Origin of the sequence: Mesorhizobium sp. M8A.F.Ca.ET.202.01.1.1, assembly GCF_004791595.1 — a bacterium.
Lineage (GTDB): Bacteria > Pseudomonadota > Alphaproteobacteria > Rhizobiales > Rhizobiaceae > Mesorhizobium.
Window position 1 is genome coordinate 167,085 of record NZ_SRUN01000009.1, and the last position, 25,307, is coordinate 192,391.

22 protein-coding genes and 1 tRNA gene are annotated in these 25,307 nt (G+C 59.7%); 14 read left to right on the top strand and 9 right to left on the bottom strand.

The annotated features are described in order from the left end of the window. Positions 1-3 precede the first annotated feature (3 nt). Together EN845_RS20250 and EN845_RS20255 are read right to left on the bottom strand one after the other, a co-directional pair. Positions 4-2,166 carry a sigma-70 family RNA polymerase sigma factor gene (locus EN845_RS20250; protein ID WP_127872260.1) on the bottom strand — a complete coding sequence of 721 codons (2,163 nt, stop codon included), beginning with the start codon at positions 2,164-2,166 and terminating at the stop codon, positions 4-6. Further along, positions 2,150-2,527, bottom strand: a complete 378-nt coding sequence (locus tag EN845_RS20255; RefSeq protein WP_210235363.1) for a hypothetical protein — start codon at positions 2,525-2,527, stop codon at positions 2,150-2,152. The genes EN845_RS20250 and EN845_RS20255 overlap by 17 nt, the downstream gene beginning before the upstream one ends. Positions 2,528-3,109: 582 nt before the next feature. On the opposite strand from EN845_RS20255, the gene EN845_RS20260 reads away from it, so the two are divergent. The 3 genes from EN845_RS20260 (at position 3,110) to EN845_RS20270 (ending at position 6,855) form a co-directional block, all read left to right on the top strand. After that, positions 3,110-3,799: a HEPN domain-containing protein gene (locus EN845_RS20260; protein WP_127872259.1), complete on the top strand. Its 690-nt coding sequence runs from the start codon at positions 3,110-3,112 to the stop codon at positions 3,797-3,799. A gap of 1,371 nt (positions 3,800-5,170) precedes the next feature. Further along, the gene (locus tag EN845_RS20265; RefSeq protein WP_127872258.1) at positions 5,171-6,256 is read left to right on the top strand and encodes a DnaJ family molecular chaperone; all 1,086 of its coding nucleotides are present in this window, start codon (positions 5,171-5,173) and stop codon (positions 6,254-6,256) included. Beyond that, positions 6,256-6,855, top strand: coding sequence for a hypothetical protein (locus EN845_RS20270; RefSeq protein WP_127872257.1), 600 nt, complete (start codon positions 6,256-6,258; stop codon positions 6,853-6,855). The genes EN845_RS20265 and EN845_RS20270 overlap by 1 nt, the downstream gene beginning before the upstream one ends. Positions 6,856-6,953: 98 nt before the next feature. On the opposite strand, the gene EN845_RS20275 is transcribed toward EN845_RS20270, so the two are convergent. After that, positions 6,954-8,021 (bottom strand): hypothetical protein, encoded by a 1,068-nt coding sequence (locus EN845_RS20275; protein WP_127872256.1) that lies wholly within the window; start codon positions 8,019-8,021, stop codon positions 6,954-6,956. A 538-nt stretch (positions 8,022-8,559) separates the two neighbouring features. Here EN845_RS20275 and EN845_RS20280 point away from each other — a divergent pair. Then, positions 8,560-10,011, top strand: a complete 1,452-nt coding sequence (locus EN845_RS20280; RefSeq protein WP_127872255.1) for a hypothetical protein — start codon at positions 8,560-8,562, stop codon at positions 10,009-10,011. 786 nt (positions 10,012-10,797) lie between these two features. On the opposite strand, the gene EN845_RS20290 is transcribed toward EN845_RS20280, so the two are convergent. Further along, positions 10,798-11,355 (bottom strand): hypothetical protein, encoded by a 558-nt coding sequence (locus tag EN845_RS20290; RefSeq protein ID WP_127872253.1) that lies wholly within the window; start codon positions 11,353-11,355, stop codon positions 10,798-10,800. Positions 11,356-11,512: 157 nt separating this feature from the next. Here EN845_RS20290 and EN845_RS20295 point away from each other — a divergent pair, with 157 nt between their 5' ends. Both EN845_RS20295 and EN845_RS20300 read left to right on the top strand, forming a co-directional pair. Further along, complete coding sequence (locus EN845_RS20295) at positions 11,513-11,950, top strand: helix-turn-helix domain-containing protein (RefSeq protein WP_127872252.1); 438 nt, start codon at positions 11,513-11,515, stop codon at positions 11,948-11,950. Next, positions 11,947-14,256 carry a primase-helicase family protein gene (locus EN845_RS20300; RefSeq protein WP_127872251.1) on the top strand — a complete coding sequence of 770 codons (2,310 nt, stop codon included), beginning with the start codon at positions 11,947-11,949 and terminating at the stop codon, positions 14,254-14,256. Before EN845_RS20295 ends, EN845_RS20300 begins: the two co-directional genes overlap by 4 nt. A gap of 908 nt (positions 14,257-15,164) precedes the next feature. On the opposite strand, the gene EN845_RS20310 is transcribed toward EN845_RS20300, so the two are convergent. After that, positions 15,165-15,386, bottom strand: a complete 222-nt coding sequence (locus EN845_RS20310; RefSeq protein WP_127872249.1) for a DUF6471 domain-containing protein — start codon at positions 15,384-15,386, stop codon at positions 15,165-15,167. Positions 15,387-15,508: 122 nt separating this feature from the next. Between EN845_RS20310 and EN845_RS20315 the strand changes: the two genes are divergently transcribed. The 3 genes from EN845_RS20315 (at position 15,509) to EN845_RS20330 (ending at position 18,316) form a co-directional block, all read left to right on the top strand. Then, the gene (locus EN845_RS20315; protein ID WP_127872248.1) at positions 15,509-15,727 is read left to right on the top strand and encodes a hypothetical protein; all 219 of its coding nucleotides are present in this window, start codon (positions 15,509-15,511) and stop codon (positions 15,725-15,727) included. Positions 15,728-15,793: 66 nt separating this feature from the next. Continuing rightward, positions 15,794-16,477: a hypothetical protein gene (locus EN845_RS20320; protein WP_127872247.1), complete on the top strand. Its 684-nt coding sequence runs from the start codon at positions 15,794-15,796 to the stop codon at positions 16,475-16,477. A gap of 741 nt (positions 16,478-17,218) precedes the next feature. Then, entirely contained in the window at positions 17,219-18,316 is a 1,098-nt protein-coding gene (locus tag EN845_RS20330; protein ID WP_167531490.1) for a site-specific integrase, read from the top strand. A 6-nt stretch (positions 18,317-18,322) separates the two neighbouring features. Here the strand turns inward: EN845_RS20330 and EN845_RS20335 are convergent. Continuing rightward, positions 18,323-18,407: transfer RNA gene (locus EN845_RS20335), tRNA-Leu, on the bottom strand. A 269-nt stretch (positions 18,408-18,676) separates the two neighbouring features. Here EN845_RS20335 and EN845_RS20340 point away from each other — a divergent pair. Together EN845_RS20340 and EN845_RS20345 are read left to right on the top strand one after the other, a co-directional pair. Then, entirely contained in the window at positions 18,677-19,270 is a 594-nt protein-coding gene (locus EN845_RS20340) for a YqaA family protein (protein WP_127277861.1), read from the top strand. 72 nt (positions 19,271-19,342) lie between these two features. Then, positions 19,343-19,861: a disulfide bond formation protein B gene (locus EN845_RS20345; protein ID WP_127872244.1), complete on the top strand. Its 519-nt coding sequence runs from the start codon at positions 19,343-19,345 to the stop codon at positions 19,859-19,861. A gap of 169 nt (positions 19,862-20,030) precedes the next feature. Here EN845_RS20345 and EN845_RS20350 read toward each other — a convergent pair whose 3' ends face one another. Both EN845_RS20350 and EN845_RS20355 read right to left on the bottom strand, forming a co-directional pair. Further along, on the bottom strand, positions 20,031-20,588 hold the full coding sequence (locus EN845_RS20350; RefSeq protein ID WP_027031236.1) for an HNH endonuclease: 558 nt from the start codon (positions 20,586-20,588) through the stop codon (positions 20,031-20,033). Between the two features lie 188 nt (positions 20,589-20,776). Continuing rightward, a complete protein-coding gene (locus EN845_RS20355) occupies positions 20,777-21,418 on the bottom strand; it encodes a DNA-3-methyladenine glycosylase (RefSeq protein WP_127872243.1) in 642 nt (213 codons plus the stop codon). Positions 21,419-21,493: 75 nt separating this feature from the next. On the opposite strand from EN845_RS20355, the gene gluQRS reads away from it, so the two are divergent. Next, on the top strand, positions 21,494-22,369 hold the full coding sequence (gluQRS, locus tag EN845_RS20360; RefSeq protein WP_127872242.1) for a tRNA glutamyl-Q(34) synthetase GluQRS: 876 nt from the start codon (positions 21,494-21,496) through the stop codon (positions 22,367-22,369). A gap of 151 nt (positions 22,370-22,520) precedes the next feature. Beyond that, complete coding sequence (locus EN845_RS20365) at positions 22,521-23,417, top strand: DMT family transporter (protein WP_127872241.1); 897 nt, start codon at positions 22,521-22,523, stop codon at positions 23,415-23,417. A gap of 107 nt (positions 23,418-23,524) precedes the next feature. Here EN845_RS20365 and EN845_RS20370 read toward each other — a convergent pair whose 3' ends face one another. Further along, positions 23,525-24,376, bottom strand: a complete 852-nt coding sequence (locus EN845_RS20370; protein WP_127277868.1) for a YihY/virulence factor BrkB family protein — start codon at positions 24,374-24,376, stop codon at positions 23,525-23,527. 58 nt (positions 24,377-24,434) lie between these two features. Here EN845_RS20370 and EN845_RS20375 point away from each other — a divergent pair, with 58 nt between their 5' ends. Beyond that, the gene (locus EN845_RS20375) at positions 24,435-25,301 is read left to right on the top strand and encodes an SDR family oxidoreductase (protein WP_127872240.1); all 867 of its coding nucleotides are present in this window, start codon (positions 24,435-24,437) and stop codon (positions 25,299-25,301) included. Positions 25,302-25,307: the final 6 nt, after the last annotated feature.

Below are 25,307 nucleotides of genomic sequence, written 5' to 3' on the forward strand. Positions count from 1 at the left end.
GCGTCAGATCCCCAGCAATGCCTGCAGAGGTCGCTTGCGGGCGGGATGCGAAAGGTACTTGAGCCCCTTCGCTTCGATTTGTCGAATACGCTCACGTGTCACACCGTAGATCTGACCGATCTCTTCCAGCGTCATCTCATCGTCGCGTCCGATGCCAAACCGCATCCGGATCACGTCCGCTTGACGTTCCGGGAGTTCTACGAGCGCTTCCGATGCAATTCGTGCCATTTCAGCCCGACCAAGGAAATGCTCCTGATCAGCTTCAGAACCGACGCCCTCCCAGTCGTCGAGACAGCCCAGATCGAAGCATTGACGAGGAATTCGTAGAAATTGTCGGACGCTCTCCAAGGGCCATGCAAGTTCTATGGCCAGTTCGTCATCCGTCGGGGGGCATCCGTTTCTTGCGTCCAGCCTCTCGATCGCCCGATCGAGGTCAGCGAGCCTTTGGTGCCGATGAACGGGGACCCGTATGAGCGCCCCCTCATCCCCGCGCCATCGCGTCAGAAACTGCTTCATCCAGAATGTCGAATAGTGGACGAAACGATGGCCGTGTTCTGCGTCGAAGCGTCGGGTGGCCCGCTGTAGACCGATGAACGCGACTTGAAATACGTCCTCAGGATCTTCCCTGTCTTCAGCATTGCGGGCAGCAAATCGACGTGCATAAGGAAGGTGTTCGATGACCAGGCGTTCGACAGCTGTCTCAAAAACAGAGATCAAGCCAGTCAACTCACGAGACGCCCGGACAAACGACGGTTGCTCGGCAAGGACCGTTACGATCGCCCCTTGGAATGCCGGTGAGAGATCGAGTGCTTCCAGCGCCTGCAAGGCTTCCCTCCGACGCTTGCCATCCATCACGCGACCCGTAGCATTCCATTTGCGCAGGACCTGACCCGCGTTTGAAAATGCCGCTGTTTCGGAACTTTCAGGTCGCGAGGGGACGATTGTTCTCGTCGTCACCATTTGTGGCTTCCAAGTGCCGTCAAGGACCTTGTCAATCGCGCCCGTGATGCCTTTGACTGCTGGCTCGGAGGAGAGAATTCCCAACTGGAGCTCCTGTTTCGCTCGAACCATCGGGTCGAGCAGCCTTGCTTCATTGGATTTGTCCATGTCGAAGCGCCGGGTTCCTGGCAGGCGGGTTGCTCGCGTGAAATTCGCTTCTATTGCTTCGGCCAATTCGTCGGCCGAAACTTCCGATCTGATGTCCCAAAGTACATCGCTATTTTCGTTCTCCCCATCGAACAACTCGAGACCCGCCACCTCCAGGGTTCGGAGCAGATTGACGCGTAGCTCATCGGGGTCGCCGTTGCCCTCGCAGAGCAAGATCAGGGCGTCCACGTCGTAAGAACTGAACCACCGCTTTTCGAGGATCTCCGTCGACCAAGCCAGGCAGATGTCGGGATCAATGGAAAGACGCGTGCCCGACTGCAACACGGCGCGCTTCGCCGATTGCCGACCCCGGTTGCGGACCTTGAGGAAGTCATGATCGCCGCCCTGATCGGGCGCTATTGCAGCGTCGGAGCCGATGCCATCGCCAGAGATCGATGCCGGGGAAAGGTCAACCGCCCAATCGACATCCGCTTCGGCTAAACCTGTCGGTGGACTGGTGAGCAGCGCTACGAAGGTGCCTGAGGCCGAATTGCCGACTGATCGATCGAAGAAGTATTCTGGGTCTTCCTCGGGTTCGAACGTCAGCAAGTCAATCCGGTCTTCGCTTCCTTCGAGCGGCGCTGACCCGGCGGGCGGCGACTGTCCCTCTTCAGTCTCGACGTCGCCCTGCGGCATATCAACGAAGGTATCGCGTGACGTCTCGACCTGCGGCTCGCCGGGGAGCGAAAAGAGGAGTTGAGCCGCGAGAAGATGGCCCTCGGCAAACGCAACATCAGCGGGCGTCTGGCGCTCATGGTTCCGCGCTAGCGGATCGGAGCCCGCACGAATGAACAAATCGCACAGGACCAGGTTGCCCATCCGTGCCGCGATATGCAGGGGAGTATCACCCTTGGGATCTCTGGCATGCAGACGTGGCGAAGAGGCAAATCCGGCGAGCCGCTCCGTACGAGCATCCGCAATCATCCGGATTTCGGCCACGTCGAGCGGGTGGAGCCCCGGCTCGATCGCCGTCTTCCCCTGCCCGCCCAGAAGGAGGGAAAATCTATCCATGATCGCCATGGATATTCTCCCGGTTCAAAAGCACGATCTGCTGATCCTGCGGGTTCCATCGGTATCGAGCCCGCGCTTGCCGCACCTTCATCTTTGCCTTGCCGCCGACCATCCCGTAGTCGAGCGCGATTGCCTTGGCCTGCGTTTCGGGCAGAGTACCGTGGGGGGCGATCTCGTAGACTATGTTGGCAGCCAAGCCGACATAGCGGTTCACGTCGGTGGACGCCTGGTTCACCGAAAATCCGATTTGGCCCATCAAACCGCCTCGGTTCACACGTCCCGCCCAGAACAGGCGGTACTCAATGAACTCGAGGCGCTGCTGGACACTCCAACTCAGCTCTTGCTGGCCGCGTCCCACCCATGCCCCCATCCAGCCAGTCCACACGAAAACTATGTGGGTCTATTTTCTGGATTCGTCAGGAATACTTATCGGCGCGCGTCAGCATCAGCAAGATCTGTTCCACTCAAAGGCGGGCGCCAAGCGGGGACTTTCCGCCGCAGCCCAGCAACAGGTCGAGGAAGGTTAGCGGAGTGGATTCCAAGAACGCTGAGTGTCGCAGCCGAGAGACCACCTGTCGAGCGGTGCCTCTTAACCTCGACGGCATGGCGGCCTCGGCTACAGATTCCATGTAGGGACGTCCCGATTTGAGTTATGTGTTAATGCGCGGTCGCATACTAGGGCCTCAGCCCAATGCATCGCGGCCGTTCTGCTCTGCTATCGGTATGAACTTGACACGCCGGATGCTTCCTTCTGCCGCCTGTCGGGAAGCGCCTTTTGGCACCAAGACATGTTGGGCGGTTATTAGGATAACCGAATTTAATAGGATCTGACGTTTTCCGATCGCAGATTCCAAACTGAGGGATTCTGGGGTGAGACGATCGGAGATATGACGCTAAAGGGTGAAGTACGGCCGACGACATTGAAGCGGCAGCGGCGACCCAGGAGGAGAATGTGACGGCTTACACGGACTTTCAGAACGCGATTGCGGCCGCGAACAACCTCATCGCCATGTACAAAGAGCTTCGCCGTGCACGCGGACTGGGCCAGCGAGGGAGCCTTACGGCCGAAAATGAAGATCTGTTGTGGCTACCACGGTCCGCGATCGTCGCGAGCCTCTCGGCCCTGGACGCGTATGTACATGCCGTCTTGTACGATCGGATACCTCACGTCCTGCAAACGAACCCGATACCGAACTCATTGGCTGAGGCGATGGTCAACATCGTGCCGATACGGAACGCCCAGAACTTCCGGGATGCAATGCCTGTCATCGCGGCGGCGAATCTACATCAGGAACTAGCCAATCGACTGCGGGACCGCTCGCTGACATTCCTCTCATACCAAGCCCCCGAGAAGATCGACGCCGGCTATGACATGATCGGACACGCTGGAATATTTGACTCGGTGTCTGCCCTATGGCCCGGCCCAAACAGCACGACCGATGACCTGAAGCGAACTCTCGCCGGCTATGTGAAGCGCCGCAACCAGATCGCTCATGAAGGCGATCGTGAGGCCAGCGGCGCAGTCAGGCACATCCAGCCGCAGCATGCGTCCAAAATCGCGGCCTTCGTGAGGAACCTTGTGTTTCGGCTCAACCGGGTCGTTTATCCGAATGAGGTCATCGCTCAGCCGGACGCCCCCTAGTCTTCGAACCGGTGGGCTCTTCTTCCTCACCATCGGCTCTAACGACGGCCTCCCCGGTAAGTCTTTGTACGAGGCGATCTGTCGGTTGCCTTATCTGACTCCGATGCGGCCGCGCAGTGCCCCGCGTGCACATCGCACTGTTCAACTTGCCGTACCACGCGATGCGTGCTTCCTAGATGGTAGTTGCACTGTGCCAAGGATATCTGACGTTGAGTTACATTGTTGCCTTCGTTCGTTTTGCGCCCGAGGAAACCCTATACCCTGTCAATTGCTGGCGATCGGACGTGAAAGAAGGGGACGCCGTCGTAGTCCGCATGAAGACTCGAGGCGACATTCTTAAGCGCGCTGAGATTGCTTACCTTGCCTACCTCAACTGGAATTGCGCCAATACAATCGAGTGCCTGGCAAGCGAAGCGGAATTCACGTTGCACGGGATTTTTCCGCCAAATCCGCCTAGGCTGCACCAAGGCGTCAATCGGCCCGTTGACGTCTGGAACGTCATCAGGGAGTTCGGCTGGCGCCTTCACCGAACCAGCAGCAGGACGTACAAATTCGCGTGCTCGGCTCGGAATACATCGTCAATCTGTTACCTGTTCTTCAGGAAGAACGGCGTGGACATCCAGATCATGAACTTGGCTACAGCTTCCGGAAGAGACGATGACATTCTCAGCTTTTCTCCCACCGTCGGCGACGTCGATCGAGCAGACTGCAGGGGCACAGATGCGAACTTCTACGTCTACCTTTGTGATCTGGCCAAGGCGTTCTCTGAAAACCGGGACTGCAGGGAAGTGAACCGTCCATCGCGTTCCAAGCGACAGATCCCGTGGTCGGGACCTGCCGAGCCGGATCGAGACACGAACTGGCGCGATGCTTCAGGGACACGTGTGGCTATTTGCACGACGGTCAATACCTCTGATCGGCGACTGCGAGCCTCAGTATCCTCAGGCGCCTCCCCCCGGCCTCCTGCGGTCCGACAAACTCCGCCTGCCGCATTGACCATTTCCGAATGGCTGGGGGCCAAGAAGTATTTGTCAGTAGTCTCTGTCGGTTTGCCGTACGCGGCGCATTGTTTCTGTTGACACCAGGAATCGAAAAATGATCATGCCATCGGGGCGTATCTTTTTGGGGGAGTGGAATGGGCTGGCAACGGGAGAACATTCCCGGTCTGAAGTTTGATCGCCGATGGAAGTGGCTTCTGGCGCCAGGCTTCTTTTTCCAGTGGTTCATTTACATGTTTCCGTCAGGAAATTATGGCTCGGTAGTCCGGGCTACGCGGCATGCCCGCAGCCCAGTTATGACCTACATATTCAGCGCGGCATTCTATTTGTTTGTCGCGGGATGCATAGTTAGTTTATTTATTGGCCGATAACCATGGCCAGAAGAAAGAAGAAAAGTGGCGACGGCGGTGGCATTCTCATATTCGTTGGCATAGCGATTTTCTATGCATTTGGGCTCATCATTCACGCTCTGTCCGTGATGATAACCCTGACGATAACTGCAATTTTTTATCTATTTCCCCTCATTTCTCTGGCGACCTATTTATACGTACGGAAACACAACGTTGAATATCCGGAAATTCCGGATGCTTCGAAATACGATTCGGCCGAAATTTCAAAAGAGGTCAAACGTCTGATCATCGAACGGTCGCACCTGATCACCGATATCCAGAATAGCTATGCGATTGGCGCGAGGAATGGGCTCTATTTAACAAAGGGAAGCGGCGAAAGTCGGTTCGACACGCGATCGAAACTGGGGCGGGAACTCAACGGCAAAATCAAAGCGAATGAAGAGCGGGTTGTTTCAGCGACTGATTTTATTGAGTCCAAGAGGCGCCAAGTAAGAGAGAAATTTCCGATCCTTTTTTGGCATATAGCGTTTGATGAATGGAAGACCTGGCAGGATGCCAGCGCGGCGTTCTCCGACACGGTCCGCATTTTTTTCGTCTCCGTTGTTGTTTGCTATGTGCTTGCCTTCGCCTATGCGGACAGGTTCTGGGCTTTGCAGGGGGTGATCGTCTGGCAGCCTTATCCGGGTGTATTGGTGAGCCCATTCCTGGTGTCGATGCTGGTCGCCGCGGTTGTCTTTCCTCTGCGCTTCAGAAGCCATCGGCAGGCCGTATCCGGGCGGCTCGATGGAGCGGCGCTCGCCCAATGGTCCGAACTGGAGCGCAAATGGAGTGAAGCTGAGTTCGAAAGGCTGTTCGTCGAAGGATTTGACGAGGCCAATGCCGAGGAAGACCAGCATGCTGCGGAGGAGCCCAGCGACTGGCATGTAGTACTGAATGTTGCCCCTTCGGCTTCGCCTGATGAGATCAAGAGCGCCTATCGAGCTGCCGTGAAAAACTACCACCCCGACCGCGTCTCCGGATTGGGGACAAAGCTCCAGGAACTTGCAGAGCGCGAAACGAAGCGTCTCAACGCTGCTTATCAGGCTGCCCGGGCGCAAAAGGGCTTCTGATGTTCAAGCCATGGCTCGGAGATGATTGGGGGCACCAGGACAATGCCCTTCAAGGTAGCCGCCTGCTGGTGTTGGGAGAATCTCATTACTGTGATCGTGCAAAGCCGGAGCTGGTGGGCCTTTGTGAGCCGGACGTGACAAGCTACGTGGTGCGGCAATACGCAATTGAAGGCTCCCATCGGTTCTTTACCGGGATCACGCAGGTCATCAGCGGAAAACCCAAGTGGCAGATGTCACGTGGCGATGTTGCCGCAATCTGGCATTCGATTGCGTTCTATAATTATGTTCCCGTCTATGTGGGAACGGAGTCGCGAATTCGTCCCGGTGACAGGTTCGCTCTTGGCCGAGTGCCGTTTGAACTCGTGCTTGAGCAATTGCGCCCCGATGCCATCCTGGTCTGCGGATATGAGCTCTGGTGGTGGGTTTTGAAGGGAAGGCCCAATGGTTTCAATGGCGACCCGGCGAGCGTACCGTTTCAGAAAATTGGGCCGGCGGTTGCTGCGCGGATGAAACACCCGTCGTCCGCCTTCTCCTCGGTTCGATGGAGACCCACCCTGCTGGAGCTGCTCTCGCGAGCAGGTATCCTTCGACAGGTGTAAGCAGACCGAGGCGGCCACGGCTCCGCTCATTGTCCTGAAGGGTTGGCTCGCTCCATCTCGCCCCGGGTTGATAGATGAAGGCCGACAAGGGGGGGTCGTCATGGCTTAACGGTCCGGATTCCGCATCTTCCAGTTGTCAGAAGCATCCGAAATCCAAACCGCAACACCTTGAATCCGAAATAGAGGGTCGAAAGCAGCCATAGCACCAGGGTGGCTGTCCAGGCGGAGGCCTCAATTCCTAGTGTCCCCAGATGCAGAAGACCCTTGCCTGCTGTCGGTGCAAGTCTGACCATAGCCCTGAATGTTTTCTTGGGAGCGGATTTGGCGATGCGCGCCCAACGATCAAGGTCAGCGGCACTTTCAGCGACACTCAATGTCTGCATTGCTGCCTTCTTGCCGTGATCTTTGCCGATCGTGTAGACAGCCGACCCCATCGATTTCAGCATCGTGATCGACTCCGACGACACGATCTTGGGAGCCGCTTCTCTGATTACCTTGAGATTGGGAGGAAAGGCGTTCTTGGCAACGGTTTGAAGAGCGTCCTTGTCGATCGTTTTGGCGACTGTCTTTTCCAGAACGACGACCAGTTCCGTGTTTAAACCACCAGCCTTCCTTGCCGACTTAAGAAGCGTCACGCCGGCACGCGCAGGCAAGGCGCCGCCTGCGGTGGCAACAGTTGCACCCGTGATAGCGATTCCTCCGGCCGCCAGCGCGACGGTAAGCGGGTCATATTTCGGATAGAGCTGATACTGCTCATGTAGGTCTCTGATATCTCCGATGACTAAGAGGTCAGTTATCCCAGCCGCGATTGAGCCTGCCGTGGTGTCAGCCTCTCCGGTCGTCGTGCCTTCCCAAATGTCTTCCCAAACCGACGGTGTGTTTTCCTCTGCTTCCTTGATCCTGCCATTCACGTCAGGAGGCATCTGGATGCCTTGGTCACTCGCTAAAGCGACAATGCTCTGGGCGAGTTCGGTGTCCTTCTTATTCAAGGCATCATTGACGCCCGCCAGGTAGTCATTCGCGGGAATGTGGTCGATCTGATATTGGACCGAGGCTTCCTCGCTAAAGAATGCGTGAGTGGCCTGCCAACCTTTCGGCAGGACGAAGGCACCGACTCCCAGCAGGGCAACGGCCGAACCGCTGCAAATAGCAATCCGCTTGTTCATGATTCCCCAATCCGCGGGAAAGCTAGCATTTCCGCCCTCAGACGTCCTCCTTGAAAAACTCTGCCACCAGCCAACGGAGACAGGCAGACGAACGAGTGTATTGCGCTTGCGCTAGCTCACACCATTGACAGAAGGCGGGCGGAGATCCGTCGCAGTCCTCTGCAGCGTCTCGCAATCGGACTGCGACGGAATTCCTCTGAAAATCATGGTTCAAGGGCAGGGCCAACCCGGACACGGGAGATGTCACGATGGTCTTGACAGAACACGCTATGAAAAGGATGCGCCAGCGCGGGATTACCGACAGCTTGATTCACCTCGTCTACACGGAGGCGGACAGGCTGGCCCCTTGCGGTGGCGGCTGTACCGCTGTTCAGATCAGCAGGAAGAAGGCAGACTGGCTGCGGATTTCGATCGGCAGCGATGCTGAACGTGCCCGCAACGTGGTACTGGTCGTGTCGGGCGACGGTGCGGTGGTCACGGCCTTACGGCGCGGGCGACGCTCATATGGCCGCTGCCACTCGCGAGGACGGCGGGAGGCATGACGAACATGTTCAGGGAATTCGACGACTACATGGCATCCTTGCTGTTCGGAAGCGAGGTTCCGGAAACGCTGAAACCGGAGCGGCTTTCTGTCGGCGATCTCCGGCGCGAGGTCGCTCGCTTCCTCAAAGGCGGGCAGCCTTCCAAACGCATCTCGATCGCCGCGGGCGACATCCTGGCGGTGCAGTCCGAACTCCTGCACCTTCTTGAACGAGCGGAAACTGCCGCCGGAAGGGATGCGGTAGCGTTGGCATATGCCGGAAACGGAGATCGCCTTCCATTGGAAGCCTATCGCCGGGACCGCCACCGCTACGCGCATCCCCGGCAGCCCGGGCCCCTGGACCTCAACGCGAGGCTCAGACTTGCGGGCGCGGCCTGCGCCCTGATACGGGAACGCGTCCCTGACTTCGATGCCGATTCGGCGCTGCTGCGGATTCTCGGCCCGTCCTCCATCTCATACGTCAGGTACAGCATGGAGTCCGAAACCCTGCTCGACAGCGGCAAGATGTTGTCTGACGCATGGCTTGAGATAGCGCATGCCCTGGACGAGGAGCTGGGACTCTCCTCCTGGTTCGCGCTATGCGAGGAACCAGTCGCCGACCCGGGAGGTGTCGTGGCCGAGCTGCTCGGGGCCGAAACCGCCGCGCTACCGCCGGCGCTCGTCGGCGAAGATCTCGATGCAGAGTCATTCGAGGAACCACGCTACATCTCGGGCCCTGAACCCGCCGATCTCGAAGAGTACAACTTCATGCGCAGTCCGCACGACGAAGCGCTGGCCCCTGCGGTTCGCCTTTTCATGGTCGAAACGCGCAGCGCGACCGGGCGGCTGACGGACACCGACGGCAGGGCTCGCTCGCCATCCCTGGCAAGGATCAGGTTCTGGCGAGAGGTAACGCTGCAGCTGCTGCCCTGCAGCGCAGGCGGCATCCTTCCATGCCTCGCATTCGTCCCTAAGGTCTCGCTCGCCGACCGTGGAGGGAATCCCATACCTCTCAGGTCTCCCTTCACGCGTCCGATCGGGGAAACCCCACGGGTGCCACTCCTGCTAAGTGCCGCAGATGACTTGACGTGGTTCAGGCCAGATAATCCCGCCGCTCTTTCGGACCGCCGCTTCTCGGACGACACCAGTTACCAGACCACATGGATGTCTTCGCCGGGAGCGGTGGCCATTGCGATGAGAATGATGGTTGATGACGAATGCCGCCCGGTAGACTGTGCAATAATTGAATGCGCGAAGCGCGGTGACGGATTCCCGTCGCAGTTCGCGCTTGGGACTATCGGGAACGTCGTCGAAAAGGCGACCTTCATCCCCGACAGGGCAGATGGCATCGGGGCGCTGCTGCGCGCCGATTTCCAGAGGCGGGATGGCATCCTGCGCGCACATGGGATCATAACCGATGCCGCGCCTTGGCCATCCCGTTTTCATCGTACCTGGTATCACCAAGGGTAGCCATACCAAGGGCGCGGCATCGGCCGAGGATGTTCAACACCCCGTCACTTACGGGGGTGTCCTGTGGCCATCACTATTATCCCATACACAAGAGGGATCGTAACTTGGCGAAGGGCCCTCGCAATGTTTGGTCGGGCGCCGCCTTGGGAACAACGGGGAGATCATAGTGACTACAGACCCGTGATGCCCTAAAGGGTACAACCTTCACGACCATCCGAATCCTGACCGGTCGGCCTCTAAAGATCGTCTGGGTCTGCGCCCCACCACTGCGTTCTAGTCTTCAGCCGGAACCAAACGGTTAATGGTTCGTCTCCGACCCGCACGACAGCTCGACTTCCCAGCTCGATGGTTCTGCCTCCCAATCGGCCTCAACCTTTGTGACCATGATGGACATCCCTGTCGCCACGCCATCATCCCCGATGACGCTGTCGATGTAGCCGTGGATGATGATCGGAACGAGATTTGCGGGCTCGCACCGCGGCGCCTCTTCCTCCTCCTTTTCGAGGTGAGCCCTGAGCCGATCGGACCCATCCACCCTGGGGAATTTCGAAGTAATTTTCATTTCGTGTGCCTTATTGCGGTTACTCGGGCGCTACAGCACCCGGGAAGGCTTCGGGATCCAGCGAGGGGCTGCGGCCGGCCTGATGTGGGGAAGGTTCGCCAGGACGCAAACGGATAATTCGCTTGTCCTAGAGTATCGAGCTGGGACCCTTGGGTTCGTGGCCACTGTGGCCTCTACCGAGAGCTCAAGCGGCGGCGAAATGACCGCACAATTATTTCACTGGCTTAGGGCGCCTCGACCTCGCGGAAGGTTCGCCACAGCCGGTTGACGGCAGGGAACAAGTTGTACACCCCCTCCAGCTGGGCGATACGATCGCCTACGGCGTTCTCGCTGACCTCATCGAGCGCCATACCCATCTGCTGGAGCCAGAGCGCCGAGAACTGCCAATCGGAACATTGCCCGCCCGAGAGCCACTCGGCGATCTTGTCCGGGCGATAGTATATGCGGTTGCCCTGCCCCCGCCGCATCGGTTCGGTTGCAGGGCCCAGATCCCGCATTCGCCAGTTCGCCAGTGACTGGAGGGAGGTGCCCAGAAACTGTGCTGCAAGGCGAGACGGTATCGGCCTCCACGGAGGAAGGCTCGTTGTCATCGCGACCATGACAAACCTTGTAATATCGATCCTAGTGGCGATGCCCTGGGGTGCCCATTTAGTGGCCTCGTACTCAACAACACAGTTTAAGTCTTTCATCTGCAGCATCTCCAGAAATGTCGCGACGCAATTTACCCGCTTTGAGATTGTATCGGCATGGCAGCCACTAGTGGACAGTACATAGGTCTGCAATCTCACCTGCTTCCACCACTTAGCTAGCTCCAATGCAGTGTGATGATGCGTTGTGCTGCAGTTTGATGCAGTGCCGGATGGCAGATTTTCTGCCGTGAGCCCACTTACACCCTGGTGCCCACCACTGTCGGGCAAGATACAAACGTAAGGGGTTGCAATGAGAAGACTATTGACACCAGCACAGGTCGCGAGCCGGCTGAACGTCTCGGAGAAGACCGTCGCACGAATGGCCAGTGACGGCAGATTGCCGAAGCCTCATCTGATTGGTGGCAAGCCGCGCTACGCGGAAGATGAAATCGAGAGGTTCTTGAGAGCGGAAGACGCTCCTTGCGTGGGTTTCACGCTCGGGACCAGCTCTGGTTCCATCTACCTCGAGATCGTAAGTGCACAATACGCGGTGGTGGATCTGGGTCCCCGTTACGCCGTGTTCGAGCTGAAAGACGGGTCACTGCATTTGCGGCCGTGGATCAGCTACGTTGTCGCCGATCTGCCAGACCACGAGCCGGTGTTCCTTTCTTGCGAAGACACTGACGTTCCCGAAGTGCGCCTCTGCGACTTGCCGACGCTCGCCTCCGCCGCGAGGACGCCGCAATGAACGCGACTGATCAACAACCGAAGAAGCCGGATCTGGAGGTTTTCGCCGATGGCTGGAAAGGTGCCACCGGGTTTGCATGCGGGTTCGCAAACAGGCAGCAGCAATTCTTTCGATGGCCTGAGCAGCGACCCCAGCTCGAGGCTTGGTTGTACGCCCAAAACAACCGTCAGAGCGCCTACGTCGGTTGGTGCCTTTTCTCCGAGCCGTCGAGGGCGGCGGACAGGGCCAGTGTGCTGCCCGGCATCCTCATCGATCTCGATCTGGCCAGCGGCAATCACGCCAAAAAGAACTATGCTCCGAGTGCAACGGACGCGCTCGCAGTCCTCCGACAAACCGCCCTCCCCGAGCCGTCGAGGATTATCTCGAGCGGCGGTGGTCTGTATCTCCATTATCTGTTCGACGAACCGCTGATCCTCACAGGACAGGCTGACCGAGCTAGGGCGGCCGCAGTCACGGAAGGTGTCACTGCGATCATCCGGACCGCCCTGCAGACCCAAGGCTGGGCGCTCGACAATGTGTCAGACTTGGCCCGGATCGCTCGTCCGATCGGCACCCGGAACTGGAAGTACGATGACCTCCGCGTCGTCGAGTTGGTGTCAGAAACACAGGAACGCCTTACTGTCGCGGACTACGAGATGTTGATTGGTGCCGGAGCCCTTCGACGAACGGCCGAGAGAATGCCGGCGACATCAGCGGTGGAAGTCGAGCGCAAGGGTGGCGAGTTTGCGTTGATCGAAAAGCACTGCGGTTTTGTGCGTCAGCTCTCTGAGACACCAGAAGACGTCAGCGAACCCGAATGGTACGCGGTGGCGACGCTCGCCGCACATTGTGAAGACGGAGAAGATAGTTTTCACCGGCTGTCGGGCTTGGACAGTTCTCGCTACCGCGAAGACGACACCGCCGCAAAGCTGCGGCATGCTAGAAAGGTCAAGCCGCGGACATGCTTCGATATCGAGACCAGCCTCGGCTCATCGGCATGCGCGCGGTGCCCGTTCAAGGCAGCTGACATGATGTCTCCCTATAAGCTGGCCTTCGGAGACGACAAGCTCCTCGAATTGCAGGCTCAGTATGTCCTCTCTGCTCAGACGGACTCCTACCATCCGGTCTCTGGAGATATGCCGGCGTTGCCCGCCCAATCCTTCAACAATCATTTCGCTCACCGCCTCGAAAGGATCCACAGCCTTTTCATCCACGACGCTCGGTCGCCAAAAGTCATTGGGACGGATTACATCGCCGGTGATCAGCGGCTGATCATCCGGCGTCCCGAAGGGACAGCCGTGCTGAACGAGTGGAGACCCGGGGGACTGGAGGCAAGGGAGGGCAGTGCCGAGATCATTGATGAGCACTTCGCGCTTCTGCTTCCGAAGGATCACGAACGAAATTGGGTGTTGGATTATCTCGCTCACCTGCTTCAGCATCCGGCCATCAAAATCAAACACGCGATAATGCTTATAGGGGAGCCTGGGGTTGGAAAATCGTTCATCAACGACCTGCTGATGGGTGTCTTTGGCGAGCAGAACGTCAAGGTCGATGATGCGGCGATCCACGCAAGCGACTACAAACGTGCGCTCGGCAACAAGCAGGTCCTCATCATTGAGGAGATGGCAACATCATCCAAATGGGAAGTTACGAACGCGCTGAAGCCGTGGTTCACGAGCGAAAAGGTTGTGGCCAACGAGAAGTACATCAGAGCGCATGAAGTGAGATCGCCGCGGGGTATCTTCATCCACACCAACCACGCTGTCCCGGCCGTGTTTGAGCCGGGTGAACGACGGAACGCCGTCTTTCGAGTCGACGCTCCTGCGCGCGACCAAGCCTACTACGATCGACTTTTCAGCACGGGTGTTCAGCAGTTCCCCGCCTTCAAAGCAAGATTGCTGCAGCGTGACATTTCGGCTTGGTCTCCGAATGCTCGCCCGCCTGTGACCGAGGCAAAGACCGAGATTATCGAGGCCAGCAGGACGCCTGTTGCGGCGGATATTCAAGAGCTCCTCCGAACCTACCGTATCCGAAAAGACCTGGTGACCGTGCAGGAGATCGTCTCCCTGCTCACACCCCCCATGTCCATTGCCGGTGGCCCGTCGTCTTCCAAAGTCACCAAGGGACTCCAGGAACTGGGCGCCAGGAAACTGCAAAAGACTAAGCTCTCAAACGGCTCTACGGTCGATCTCTGGGCGCTGCGCAACACGCAACGGTGGCTGCCAGCCACCCACGCGGAGCGCAAGGCTCACTACGAGGGGGTGGTTGCTCCTTCTGGCATCGTCCTCGGATTGGTCGAGGAAACGGCTCGACTACAGAACATCTGACAACCGCTCGGTTCCTAGTTCCTGAGTTCTCAGATTTTAAGAAACTTTCCATCTGATAGGTTAGAGCTAAAAGTTATTCTAAGGCTCGATAACTCAGAACTAGGAACTGCCCCCACCTACTGCGGCACTGCGGGGTATCTCCCACTAGGTCGTCCCCTCGGTCTACTCCCGTTCCATGGGAGGGCGCTCCGGGTGAACTACGCCTAACGTTTGCCGTTAGCTTCCTTCTCGGCCCTCTGCCTTCTTTTCTCAAGGAGCCTAAGCACCGCGGCTTCTAGCCCGTGGCCGGAGATATCCTTACCGCGGCCTATGGTCCTTTGAGGTTGTGGCTCGGCCGGCGGCCGAAAGACCTCTGGCCGCGAGATCTTTTTGCTGGACAACCAAGCGTCTATTTCATCCCAGTGAAATCGCAATTGCCGGCCCAATCGGTGGGCGGGGATTTCACCACTCCTCGCCCAATACCTGATTGTCCGGTCCGAGACCTGGAGTTCTTTTGCGAGTTGCGTCGTCGTGATCCACTTCGTCATGGTCTATGGCCTAGCTCTGTCATTGTGGGTGATCACGCCTCCAAAATTTCAGGGAGAATGGCAAGTGGGGCCTTGCCTTTTACCCAAGACATGCCTGGCTGGCAGCAGGCCAGGCGGCACAATGTTGAAGCGTAGCCTAGCGACTAGAGCGGCGTGAACGACACGTCAGGTTAATCTTGGATGGGCGTGTCAGGTGGTGCCCTGTCCACCCGCGCCAAACCCTGGCCCAGATCCAAGGGCCAAAATCCGGATTGTTCTGCCAGTTCCGCTGCTGCTGCGTCTAGATCGACATGTGGACCAGGCCAAGGCGCCGGCGTCCCACAATTGTCAGCCAAGCTTCAGTCTCTTCGACCCGGACGAGGCGCAGGCGCCTCTACAACGTTAGTCGAGCTTTAGTCTCTTCGACCCTATCGCCCGAAGGCACTGGGCGAAGAAAACCGCGCTGAACCGTCCGCGCGAGAGCTTGTTGCGGATATTGGGCACCTTCTCCTCGACGCCGATGGCAGCCAACTTCTCGGCCAAATCGGCGTAGCTCAGACCCTGAAGCTTTAGCTCGGCCTTCAACACGCCACTTACCAGCCGCTCCCACTCGCTCTCAGTCATCCAGACATTCTCCCGCAAAAATTTTTGGCGGCCTATTGAAGACATCTTTACGCCACTTATGTATCGTATACAGTGCACACGCACTGTTTTTGATCAACGACTAACCCCTAAGGAACTCACACATGACCATCGACCAGACAACGGCAAAAGTGCTGACCGACCTCCTGCGCGAACTCTCCTCGGAGCTGGATCTTCACCACGATGATGGGGAGTTCCGAGCCCTTAAGCCGACGATCGAAACGCTGCAACGGGCTGCTGCCCTGATGACGGACGCCGGCCTTAAGACCCCTGAAGTCTACCACCATGTCATGCGCCGCTTCGAACGGGCGACTCGTTCTTAACATAGCGATCCGACAGCGGATTTTCACGGCGCGCAGCCTCCCTCCTCCACAGGACTTTCGAAAAAAATGACAGCACCGTTTGACCGCTCGATCTCGAGCGCTGACTACCTGACCCTGGCCCGTGAACGACACCGGGCCGGGACGTCCAGGCTGAACGAGGAACTAGCCTGGATGCTGGACGACGAGACCTACGACTGCGGGCTCAACAAGGAACACGTCGAGATCTTGATCGACCCTCGCAACTGGAGTGCCGGCGTTCGCGACGAGAACAGAAAGGCCCGGGTGTACCTCCGGACCCAGGTTAATCAAAAGGGCAACGCGCAGATCGGCTGGGCGAAAGGGGAACCGGAAGTCCTTTATGACGAAGACTTTCTGAAACGGTATGTGGGCGCCGCCCGGTCCGCCGACTCTGTTCCTTGGCGGGGCCTTGGCGAACTGATGTGGTGGAGGGGCTATGAGCTGCTGCTGGGCGATGTCACCCTTCACCAATCCCCCGCCGCCACGGCTCTGCTATACGCGCATGCCGCCAGTCTCAACCAGCTTGCGTGGTACCTCGCCCGCCACGTGAGCCTAGTCGGGGCGATGGCCGTCAACTTCACCTATCAGGATGGCGCAGTCACGTCGGCGGACTTCGCGCCGACCATTCCGCATGACCTGCTGCAGGAGATGATCAACGAACGCGGCCGTCGGACGACAGCTAGGCTTCGGGAGGCCGTGGAGCGCATCGTGCCGAAACTTGATCCTGAATGACCCGCACGACGCTCAGCTACGCTTCGCCCTTCCAGCTCAAGCAGCCCGTGATCGTCCAATGGTCCTCGTCTCCGCCCCCCTTTCGCCCATGGCTCTTGTCGGGTCCTTCGCACTTGCCGGTCGATTGCCGGCCCGAACGTTTTGGAACCGGCTCGGCCGCGGATCTTTCGATCACCCGCGCGCCTCGAGCCGGCGCGCGGAAGGAGTACACCCTTTTCGTGGGGAGGGGCCGAGTTGGGGCGGGAATAGACCTACCCACGGCGCGAAAAAATTTTGCGTTTTCAGGTAATAGCAGTCGCCGCAGCAAGCCCCTCCGGCTGACAAAAGGGACTTCCCCTAGAGTACCGCGCAGATGACCCATAGAACCAAGACACGGGCGGAATTAGATCGAGGGCCTTCCAAATGATTGAGCCCGCACTGCATGAGACGACCGTCAAGCCGACTGCCAGACAACCTCCCACCTGTTGGGGTCAACCTTGACCAAGCTGCCGCGCTCATCGGGATCGGCACGTCGCTGTTCACTCAGCTAGTGACCGCCGGTCAGATGCCAGAGCCTCGGCCGATCGCTTCACGCCTTCTTTGGGACGTGGATGAGGTTGTAGCCGCCTTTCGGGCGATCCCACATCGAGGCGAGACCAGCAGAACAGGGCCATCTTCCCCGCCCAACAACCCCTGGAACTGATGCCGAGAAAACTACCAAAAGGCGTTACCCACGATCGTGACCGGCATGGAAACGTGCGCTTGTATTTTCGCACCCATGGCCGGTCGAAAGTTCGACTTCGGGAACGGCCCGGGACGAAGGAGTTCGAGGCCGAGGTGGCCTGCGCTCGGCTTAACGTCGCGTACTCACCCCTCAAGACCGGCGCCACTGTGGATCGACCTGAAGTGGTGTCCCAGAGGTCCTTCCGCTGGCTGTGTCAGGAGTACAAGGGACGCGTAAGGCTCTCCCCCAAAATTCTGGCCCGGCGGTCATCGGTTCTCGATGAAATCTGCAACAGCGAGCACAAGAGCGGCAACAAGCGGGGTACGCTACCCTTTGACCTCCTGGAGCGGAGGCACGTCCTCGAAATCCGTGACGATCTCCGCTCGACGCCAGGCGCCCAGAACGAGGTCGTCAAGGTCATCTCGGCCATGTACGGGTGGGCCATTGAGAACGATATCCTTCGGAGCAACCCAGCCCTCGGCATCAAGCGCCTGAAGTCTGGCGATGGATTTCACACATGGTCAGTCGAAGAGGTGCGCCAGTTCGAGGCCCGCCACCCAATCGGCAGCAAGGCACGCCTGGCACTCCACCTGGGACTGTTCACAGGGCTGCGTCGCCAGGATCTCGCGATCCTTGGGCGCCAGCACGTCAAGAACGGGTGGCTCCACATCCGCCCTCAGAAGACCAGTCAATCGTCGGGCGTGGAGGTGGAGCTCCCAATCCTCCCCCAGTTGAAGGCGACCATCGACGCCAGTGCCTGCGGTGACCTGACCTTCTTGACGTCGGAGTGGGGAAGACCGTTCACTGTTAATTCACTTGGTAACAAAATGCGGGACTGGTGCGACCAGGCCGAGTTGCCCCATTGCACCCTCCACGGGCTCCGAAAGGCAGGAGCCACCATCGCGGCCGAGAACGGGGCCACCGACGAGCAGCTCATGGCGATCTTCGGCTGGACCACCAAGCAGCAAACGACGCACTACACCAAGAAGGCGCAGCGCCGCCGGATGGCTGAGCATGCCGCCCATCTACTGGTCATCCCAGAACAAAATCAGGACAAAATTGTCCCACCGAAAAAGGCACGGGCCACAGGTGGGACAAAAATCCGAAAAAATCCTGATGACTCAACACCTGCATAAAGGTGGTGGTGCCCCTAGCCGGGATCGAACCAGCACTCCTTGCGGAACTCGATTTTGAGTCGAGCGCGTCTACCAATTCCGCCATAGGGGCTCAGGCCGGGCGGCCTGGATGGGCGCGGACTATACGGTCGGAGGACTGTTCGTCAACTGGCCTGTTGCAGATTTGCCGATGTCGGCGCGCTTGAACCCGCGCCTTACGATTTCGTAAACAGCGCTGCCATTGTGCGGCACGGAAAATCTTTCTAGACAGGCTCGCGTTCAAATGTCCGCGAAAGCGATGGCTGCGGCGCTTTAGGCCCTTGTCTCATGCATGCCGGTATCCGAGAACCGCAGCGTGCACGACATCCACTAGGAGAGCCGATGCTTCGCGGACTGTACGACTGGACCTTGTCACTGGCGGCCCGCAAATCCGCCGAATGGTGGCTGGCCTTCATCGCCTTCGTCGAAAGCTCGGTATTCCTGGTGCCGGCCGACGTGCTCTATCTGCCGATGGCATTGTCGCGGCCGGACCGGGCCTATCGCTATGCCTTCATCGCCACCGTCGCTTCGGTGCTGGGCGGCATTGCCGGCTGGTTCATCGGCCACTACGCCTATGACGCGGTGGCGCGGCCTATCCTCGAATTCTATGGCAAGTATGACGAGTTCGAGCAGTTGCGCTCCTCCGCGGGCGTAAGCATCGAGTTCATCGCCCTGATGCTGGTCACCTCGGGTGCCGCGCATCTGCCGCCGATCAAGGTGGTGACGATCCTGTCCGGCGCCCTGGGCGTCAACCTGGCGCTGTTCATCGTGCTGGCCATTATCGCGCGTGGCGGCCGCTTCCTGCTCCTGGCGTGGCTTTTGCGCCGTTATGGCGAGCCAATCCGCGAATTCATCGAAAAGCGCCTGGGCCTGATCGCCGGCGCCGCCGCGGTTGCCCTGATTTTGCTCTATATCCTGATCAAATACGTCGTCTGAGGCCCTCTCAAAACCGGTTTTGAGAGTGGCAGGCGGACCTGGCGGGCGGCGAACACAACGGACGATAGAACCATGACAGCGACCATGAATGCCGATACCGGACGCCAGCGGACACGCGCTGCCCTGTTTCTCGCGGTCGCGATGGCCGCGACCGTTGGCTCGGCGCTCGGCTTCCAGCACATCGGCGGCTACATCCCCTGCCATCTCTGTCTGGAACAGCGCACGCCATACTACATCGGCGTGCCCTTGATGGTGCTGGCGGTGATCGCATCGATGCTGCGCGCACCGGCATGGGTGACGCGCGGCCTGCTGGCCATCGGCGGCCTCCTGATGCTCTACGGCCTTTATCTCGGCGTCTATCACTCCGGCGTCGAATGGGCCTGGTGGCAGGGTCCGGCCGATTGCACGGCGGGCGCCGGCCCGGTCGACACCGGCGGCAAAGGCGTGCTCGACGCGCTCGACAAATTCGTGCCGCCCTCTTGCGACAAGGCGGCGCTGCGCATCCTTGGCCTGTCACTGGCCGGCTGGAACGCCATCGCCAGCCTGATCCTCGCCGCAGTCGCCTTCCGCGGCGCATTTTCCCGCGACTGAACCAGCGCGACGCAGAGTTCGTCCAGAAATTCGGCAGGCCCAGAAATTCGGCGGGCTGAGTCGGATCGCGCGGCTCTCGAGAACCGGAGCGGAGCGTGCTTAAGTACGTGAGCGCCGGAAGCGCAGAAAGCTGCGTCAGGCGGCCAGCCTTCCGGATTCTCGAACGAACTCAAGGCTCCAGTTCGACGTCCCAGTAGAGATAATCCATCCAGCTTTCATGCAGATGGTTGGGCGGGAACAGCCGGCCGTTGTTGTGCAGATCATGCACCGTCGGCTGGTAGGGCTTCTGCAGAGGAAACATCTTGGCATGCGCCGGCATCATGCCGCCCTTCCTAAGATTGCAAGGCGAACAGGCGGCGACGACGTTCTCCCATGTCGTCGCGCCGCCGCGATGACGGGGGATGACGTGGTCGAAGGTCAGGTCCTCGGGCGTGCCGCAATACTGGCACTGGAAGCGGTCGCGCAGGAAGACGTTGAAGCGGGTGAACGCCGGGTGCCTCGACGGCTTCACATAGGCCTTCAGGCTGACCACGCTCGGCAGCTTCATCGAGAAGGTCGGCGAGGACACCGCATGCTCGTATTCGGCGACGATGTTCACCCGGTCGAGGAATACCGCCTTGATGGCGTCCTGCCAGGACCAGAGCGACAAGGGGTAATAGCTGAGCGGACGGTAATCCGCATTCAGCACCAGCGCTGGAAGCCCATCCGGAGATACGGCAACCGTCACCTTGTTGACCTCCTTGGTTCGCACATGATCCCGAAAATCGAATTCGACTTTCGGAAAGGGTCACGTGCTGCTTCAAAAGCCCGACCGTTCGGCGCGGATACTGTAAGCCTGACATGACAGGGATGTGAAGCGGATTGTCGCGGGCGCGGCGTGCCAAAAACACATGATTTTTATGCTTTTTTGCGGATTCAGGCCGGCGGTGCGGCGTCCCGGCCCCTGGTTTCGCGATAATAGGACCAGAAAAGCCGCGATGCGACACCTCGCCACGGGCTCCATGATTCGGCCAAGGCGATCAGTGTTTTCTCAGGCGGGCGCGGGTCGATGCCGAGCGCGTGGCCGACGGCGCTCTGCAGGGCGACGTCACGCGCCGGGAAAATATCGGGGTGTCCGGCGGCAAACAACAGATACACTTCCGCCGTCCAGGGGCCGATACCAGGCACCGCTGTCATTGCCGCGATCGCTTCCCCGGCGTCGAGCGAACAGAGATGATGCAGGTCGAGGCCGTCGGCCACCGCTTGGGCGGCCGCGACAAGACCACGCTGCTTGGGCCGCGACAGGCCGGCCTCGCGAAACATGTCCTCGCCGGCGGCAAGGATAGCCCGCGGCGTTAGCGGATCGACCAGTTTCGTCAGCCGGCCGAAGATGGCATCGGCACTCGCCCGGGAAACTTGCTGCGACACGATGATCGAGGCGAGGCTCCTGAACCCGGGCTCCGAAAGCCTGAGCGGCACCTCGCCGGCCATGCCGCGCACTTTTTCCAGGCGCGGATCGATGATGCAAAGCGCATCCAGTCCCCGTTCAACGTCGTCCAGTGTCGCGATGCGCTGCATGGTATCCTTGTCCGCGAATGTGCCGCAAAGTAGCAACCGCCAAAACCGCAGCACAACCCGATTGCCGCCCGAGACATGACGCTCCTGACATTCCGCTTCGCGCCCAGCCCCAATGGCGAACTGCATCTGGGCCACGCCTATTCGGCGTTGCTCAACCAGAAGCTCGCAAAGGCGTCAGGCGGCCGTCTGCTGCTGCGTATCGAGGATATCGACACCACACGCTGCACGCCGGAGTTCGAGGCGGGCATGCTTGCCGACCTGAAATGGCTGGGGCTTGGCTGGCAAGAGCCCGTGCGCCGCCAGTCCGAGCATTTCGCGGAATACCGGACGGTGCTCGAGCGCCTGATCCGCGAGGAACTGGTCTATCCCGCCTTCATGAGCCGTGGCGAGATCAGGGCTTTCATCGCCGACAGCGAAATGCGCGGGCGCGACTGGCCGCGCGATCCCGACGGTGTGCCGCTCTATCCGCCAGCCGACAAGGCATTGCCGATGAAGGAACGCAGGCGGCGGATTGCCGAGAATACACCCTTCGCCTGGCGGCTGGACGTCGGCGCCGCCATGGCGCGTGCCGGCAAGGACCTCGCATGGGCCGAATTCACCGATGAGACGCTATCCGCGACGCACCTGGTCGAGGCCCGTCCGCAGGACTGGGGCGACGTGATCGTGGCGCGCCGCGACATCCCGACCAGCTACCACCTCGCCGTCATCGTCGACGACGCGCTGCAAGGCGTCAGCCATGTCGTGCGCGGACAGGACCTGTTTTCCGCGACCGGCGTGCAGCGACTGCTTCAGGAGATTCTGGGATTGCAGCCACCCGCCTATTTCCACCATCGGCTGGTCCTAGGGCCGGACGGGCGAAAACTGTCGAAGAGCCTCAGGGATACCGGCCTTGCCGCCTTGCGTGATGCCGGCGCTTCGCCGGACGATGTCAGAAGGATGGTCGGGCTCTGAGCCCAGCAATCCTTGGGAGACACCTTTTTGAGCCCTTCACCCGTTGAATTCCGGTGATGTATGGATCAACGGTTTGGTTTTGCGCGCCAGGTTGAACAGGGTTAGAGCATCGCCACGGTCAATTCTCACCAGTACGGCGGTCTCCGGAAAAATGCACAGCATCAAGCGGTTCATCCCCGCCACCTTCGTTGTCTTGTGGGCAACCGGCTTCATCGGCGCCCGCTACGCCATGCCGTGGGCGGAGCCATTCACCTTCCTCGCGGCGCGTTTCGTCATAGCCGCCATCCTGCTGGCAGTGCTGATGCTTGTGCTGGGCTCGAAGCGAGCCACCCGCGAGGAGGCGCTGCATGCCACCGGTGCGGGCGTGCTGATGCATGGCGTCTATCTCGGCGCCGTCTTCTGGGCCATCCACAGGGGTATGCCCGCCGGATTTTCGGCCCTTATCGTCGGCTTGCAGCCGCTGATCACGGCCGTGCTTGCCGGCAAATTTCTCGGTGAAGCCATTCTGCCGCGCCACTGGCTTGGCCTTGGCATCGGTCTGATCGGTATCGTCATTGTGCTGTGGCCAAAACTCGGCGCGCTCGGCGGTGGCGTAACGGTGGCGACGCTGACCGCCTCGCTAGTCTCGGTGCTCGGCATGAGCGCCGGAACCATCTGGCAGAAGCGCTTTGCCTCCGGCGGCGACCTCGTCGCGGCCACCATGTGGCAATATGTCGGCGGCGCCTCGCTGATGATCGTGGCCGCGCTCGCCTTCGAAACTCACGCCGTCGTCATCAACGGCGAACTGATCTTCGCCATGGCCTGGCTGGTGCTGGTGCTGTCGCTCGGCGCAATCTTCCTGTTGATGGTGATGATCCGCGACGGCGAGATGTCGAAAGTGGCGTCGTTGTTCTACCTCGTGCCGGCGGTGACGGCCATCATCGCCTGGGCCCTGTTCAACGAACAGCTCAACGCACTTCAAATCGTCGGCATGGCGATCACCACCTTTGGCGTGGGCCTGGCAACGGCGCGACCGGCCAGGCGAGGAATTGAGGAATTGCAGAACTGAGGAATTGAAGAATTGAAGAAGAAGTGCACGGCGCCGGATATGGCGCCTTTTTCTCCAATTCCTCAGTTCTTCAACTCCTCAATTCTTCATTTCTTCAATTCCGCCGGTCAACCCACCCGGGCACGCGCCTCCAGATAACGGCTGATCGCGGCGTTGAGCTCGCCGCCGAGGATGAAGATCGCCGAGACGATGTAGAGGAAAACCACCGCGATCATGATCGAGGCGAGACCGGCATAGGTCGTCACATAGGACGAGAAATGGTCGAGATAGGTGGCAAACATCGTCGAGCCGATAAGCCATGCCGCCAGCGTGAAGATGATGCCCGGCACCAGCGAGACGAAACGGCGCTTGCCGGCCGGCAGCCAGTAGTGAACGGCGAAGAGCCCGCCGATGATGACGGTCGAGGCAATGACGTAACGCCACAGCGTGATCGTGCCCGTATAGGGTTTGATCCACTCGAAATGGGCTTCAGCCAGCCGCGCCAACAGGGGCGCGAACACCAGAAGCACGCTGATCGCCAGGAACCCGGCGGTCGCGATCAGCACGAAGAAGATGCTCTGCACCCGGCGGTAGATGATGCCGCGCGTCTCGGTGACCCGATAAGCGCGATTGAGCGACGTGCGCAGCGCCTCGATGCCGTTCGAGGCGAAATAGGCGGCAAGCAGCACGCCATAGGTCAACAGGTCGCTGCGCCTGACGGTCAGCACGTTGAGCACTTCATGCGCGATCGGTTTGGCGATCTGCTCGGGCCACGTGTCGAAGACCAGATGCACCGCCGTGTCGGCAAAGGCCTGGGCGCCGAGGAAGCTGCCCAGCGTCGTGGCGAAGATCAGGAACGGAAACAGCGCCATCAGCGAGGTGATCGCCAGATGGCTGGCCATCGCCCAGCCGTCATCGGTGTTGAAATGGCCGAGCGCGTCGTAGAGCACGCGACGCAGGGCGACAATATTCCGCAGCAAGAAGGCGCGCTCCCTTCGATTGTCTCGACGCCGCGAATATGGGAAGGGAATGCGGCAAATGGCAACCCTTCGTCAAACTCCGAATTCTCCAGCGGCAGAGTTGCGCACCATCATCGTCACCGGTGCGTCTTCCGGCATAGGCGCCTATTGCGCCCGCGCATTGAAGGCCGAGGGCTGGCGGGTGTTCGCGACGGCGCGCAAGCCGCAAGACATCGCCGCGCTCGAAGCGGACGGAATTGAGGCTTTCTATCTCGACTACACGGAACCGGGATCCATCGCCGCCCTGGCATCGGCCGTACTCGAGCGCACCGGCGGCAAGCTCGATGCCCTGTTCAACAACGGCGCTTACGCCCAGGCCGGCGCCGTCGAGGATCTGTCCGTCGCGGCGCTCAAAGAGCAGTTCGAGGCCAATTTCTTCGGCTGGCACGACCTGACCCGCCGTCTGGTTCCGGTGATGCGCCGCCAGGGCCACGGCCGCCTCGTCCATTGCTCGTCGATCCTGGGTCTCGTGCCGGTGCGCTTCCGTGGCGCCTATTCGGCATCCAAGCACGCCTTGGAAGCCTTGATGCTCTGCCAGCGCCAGGAACTAACCGGCAGTGGCATCCATGTCTCGCTGATCGAGCCGGGGCCGGTGAAATCGAAGATCGCCAGCAATGGCTTGCCCTGGTTCCTCAGGAATATCGATCACGAGAATTCCGTGCATCGCGCCGACTATGCCGCGCAACTGGAGCGCATGCGCGCCGGCGGCAGCCAATCGGCCCTGAAGCCCGGGCCGGAAGTGGTCCACAAGGCGCTTCGCCATGCACTTCTGTCGCGGCACCCGCGCCCACACTATGTGGTAACAATGTCGGCCAGGATCGGGGCCGTGCTCAAACGCATCCTGCCGGCCCCAATGCTCCACCGCCTGCTTGCCAGGCGCGCCTGAACAAGC

Coding starts and splice junctions, on each gene's coding strand:
- EN845_RS20255 (WP_210235363.1), bottom strand. CDS start 2,527: ATGGGGGCATGGGTGGGACGCGGCCAGCAAGAGCTGAGTTGGAGTGTC.
- EN845_RS20345 (WP_127872244.1), top strand. CDS start 19,343: ATGACAGCGACCATGAATGCCGATACCGGACGCCAGCGGACACGCGCT.
- EN845_RS20295 (WP_127872252.1), top strand. CDS start 11,513: ATGAGAAGACTATTGACACCAGCACAGGTCGCGAGCCGGCTGAACGTC.
- EN845_RS20270 (WP_127872257.1), top strand. CDS start 6,256: ATGTTCAAGCCATGGCTCGGAGATGATTGGGGGCACCAGGACAATGCC.
- EN845_RS20280 (WP_127872255.1), top strand. CDS start 8,560: ATGACGAACATGTTCAGGGAATTCGACGACTACATGGCATCCTTGCTG.
- EN845_RS20340 (WP_127277861.1), top strand. CDS start 18,677: ATGCTTCGCGGACTGTACGACTGGACCTTGTCACTGGCGGCCCGCAAA.
- EN845_RS20320 (WP_127872247.1), top strand. CDS start 15,794: ATGACAGCACCGTTTGACCGCTCGATCTCGAGCGCTGACTACCTGACC.
- EN845_RS20250 (WP_127872260.1), bottom strand. CDS start 2,166: ATGGCGATCATGGATAGATTTTCCCTCCTTCTGGGCGGGCAGGGGAAG.
- EN845_RS20315 (WP_127872248.1), top strand. CDS start 15,509: ATGACCATCGACCAGACAACGGCAAAAGTGCTGACCGACCTCCTGCGC.
- EN845_RS20310 (WP_127872249.1), bottom strand. CDS start 15,386: ATGACTGAGAGCGAGTGGGAGCGGCTGGTAAGTGGCGTGTTGAAGGCC.
- EN845_RS20265 (WP_127872258.1), top strand. CDS start 5,171: ATGGCCAGAAGAAAGAAGAAAAGTGGCGACGGCGGTGGCATTCTCATA.
- EN845_RS20375 (WP_127872240.1), top strand. CDS start 24,435: ATGGCAACCCTTCGTCAAACTCCGAATTCTCCAGCGGCAGAGTTGCGC.
- EN845_RS20365 (WP_127872241.1), top strand. CDS start 22,521: ATGCACAGCATCAAGCGGTTCATCCCCGCCACCTTCGTTGTCTTGTGG.
- gluQRS (WP_127872242.1), top strand. CDS start 21,494: ATGACGCTCCTGACATTCCGCTTCGCGCCCAGCCCCAATGGCGAACTG.
- EN845_RS20275 (WP_127872256.1), bottom strand. CDS start 8,021: ATGAACAAGCGGATTGCTATTTGCAGCGGTTCGGCCGTTGCCCTGCTG.
- EN845_RS20355 (WP_127872243.1), bottom strand. CDS start 21,418: ATGCAGCGCATCGCGACACTGGACGACGTTGAACGGGGACTGGATGCG.
- EN845_RS20300 (WP_127872251.1), top strand. CDS start 11,947: ATGAACGCGACTGATCAACAACCGAAGAAGCCGGATCTGGAGGTTTTC.